At 59.1% G+C, this 2,209-nt stretch carries 2 protein-coding genes; both read right to left on the bottom strand.

Translation table 11 applies throughout. The features are described from left to right. The coding region (locus Q0239_RS05895; protein ID WP_298599817.1) for a hypothetical protein at window positions 1–1,198 on the bottom strand (1,198 nt) is incomplete at its 3' end. Then, a partial coding sequence (locus tag Q0239_RS05890) for a hypothetical protein (RefSeq protein ID WP_298599814.1) occupies window positions 1,198–2,209 on the bottom strand: 1,012 nt, incomplete at its 5' end. The genes Q0239_RS05895 and Q0239_RS05890, both read right to left, overlap by 1 nt.

The following is a 2,209-nucleotide window of genomic DNA, read 5'->3' as shown; positions in this document are numbered from 1 at the left end:
CAAGCGCACTGCTATTCGCGTTTTTGGCGCGAACATTCCCCGACGACTCGACAACCTTGATCCGGCTTTTGACCACGCTCCGCGCGTCACCGGGGACGGTCCCGCTCGATATCGCTGTGCTGCGAATCATTGTTCCACGTGAAGGGCGTGAAACATCTCCACCAACATTCACCGCGCGCGGTGCAGCGGGCGGCGCATCCGCCATAATCCGCTCCATCGCTTCGGCCAAACCGTCGCGATAGGCCTTCACCCCTGCACCATCGGGCACATAGGGATTGCGGCTATCGATCTCGATTTCGCGGCGCACCACGGCCAGCGCGTCGATTTCGGCCTCACTCATATTGCCGCGCCCGATCACCGCCTCGGCTATATCGGGCAACAAATCATCGCCCAGCGCATCCCAATCCATTTTCGGCCGCAAATTTTCAGGCAGCACCGGCACGATCTTGGCCCACAGGGCTTCCTGTACCGCCTTGGGTGCAGCCTTGATCGCTCCCCAATTATCGGCACCATATTTGCTGGCACCGCCCAGCGCGCCACCAAAGAAGAAACCAGCGCCGACATTCAGCGCCGCTTCCTTTACGGTCAATTCCTCCCCCATGCGCCCGCGCGCGATCGCTAACGGAACCTGTTGACCAAGTTCGATCGCACCATTGACAATCGCTTCCCGCAATATGGCTTGACCTACCGTTTTGCTACCGCCGCCAATCGGCGCGGTCGCCAGATTGACCGGATCAAAAACCGATGCACCAACCGCACCGATCAAGGGCGCGACAAAGCTGTCACCACGCGCCAACAGCTGCTGGTCGCGTTGCCGTTCGCCGTCGCGGGTCAATACGCCTTTTTCAAATTCCTCGCGGGTTTTCGGCAGATTTGCGAAGGCCTGCGGGTTTTTCTGTCGCGCCGCGACTATATCGGCCCAGACGCTATCATAGTCATATTGCAGCCCGCCATTGGCGAAAGGGTTCAGTTCCCCGAGCCAATCCTTATACTGCCAATGCGACTTGCCATTGATATCCTGCAAAGCCGACATGACGGGCAAATAGGCATCGCGCAGCCTTGTATCCTGCACATAGCTGATATCATCCTTTGCCGTTCGAAAACCGGCACCGATCTGGTCGACAAATTCCGGTGCAGGCGCTTCACCGCCTTGGCGGGGCAATGTCTGTCGCATGCGCGATGGCAGGATTGCAGGCATCAGCGCTCAACCACAATGTTATAGATGCTGCCATCCTTGTGCTTCAACGGATATCCCGATGGCGATATGAAGCGATAAAGCGGCAGGCCGCGTGCATCATCGCCATAATATTCGGGGCGGTAATTCGCCAATATGTCGGCCTTGCTGGCCGCTTGGCTGTTGCCATAGACCGCCCCTGCAAAGGTCAACTTCGATATCGCTGCATCAAATTCGGGCGGGGTCTGCCAGTCAGGCAGGATAACCTGCTTGCCGCGCACCCGGCCTATACCACCTTGGAACACGCCATCCTCGCGAACGCGCGCGCCGAATGCGATCTTCACCGACTTTTCAAATTGCGCTTCATTCCATCCTGTCGCGCCGCGATTGTTCATTTCGGCGGCATAGATATCCCAGGCTATGCCTTGCAGATTGTCATATTCCCCGCCCAGCGATGGCGCGATTTCGCCGATGCGGCGGCGAAAAGCGGCCTTGACCTCTTCCGCTTTGCCAAACTCATCTTTGCGCGCGGCGCGCACTTCGCGGCCTTCCAATGCAAATTGCTGTGTACGGGCGGGCAACAGGGATAGCTGGCCCAATCCGGCCTTGGCCTCCTCGGCGGCGGCGAAGCGCTGTTCCTGCGGCAACTGCTGCAGCTGGGCCAGCACCTTCATCTGGCCACCTATGCCCTGCTTGGCCACCTCTTTCAGCTTGCTGCCTTGCGCCTTGGCGCGTGAATCCGCGATACCTTTCAAATGGGCATAGCTGATCTGTTCGGCCTCACTGGCTTTGCCGGTCGCAATCTTGTCGCCAAGCCGCGCGGCGGCAGCACCGGCATTGATTCCCAACGGGTCGGCACTTTCGCTATAGCTGCGATTGAGGCCGATCTGGATACCAAGCCCGTCCAATGCGATGATATCGGCTTCGGGCAAGCCGCTGGCCGTCCCTGCTGCGCGTGCGGCGCGAATTTCTGCATCGGTCGGGTTAATTCCCAGCTTCACCTTTTCCTCGATCGCCTTGATGGCGTTGCGGGCT

The organism is uncultured Sphingorhabdus sp., assembly GCF_937872355.1.
GTDB lineage: Bacteria > Pseudomonadota > Alphaproteobacteria > Sphingomonadales > Sphingomonadaceae > Sphingorhabdus_B.
The sequence above is the reverse complement of the archived record's forward strand: the minus strand, read 5'-3'. Positions and strand labels throughout refer to the sequence as shown.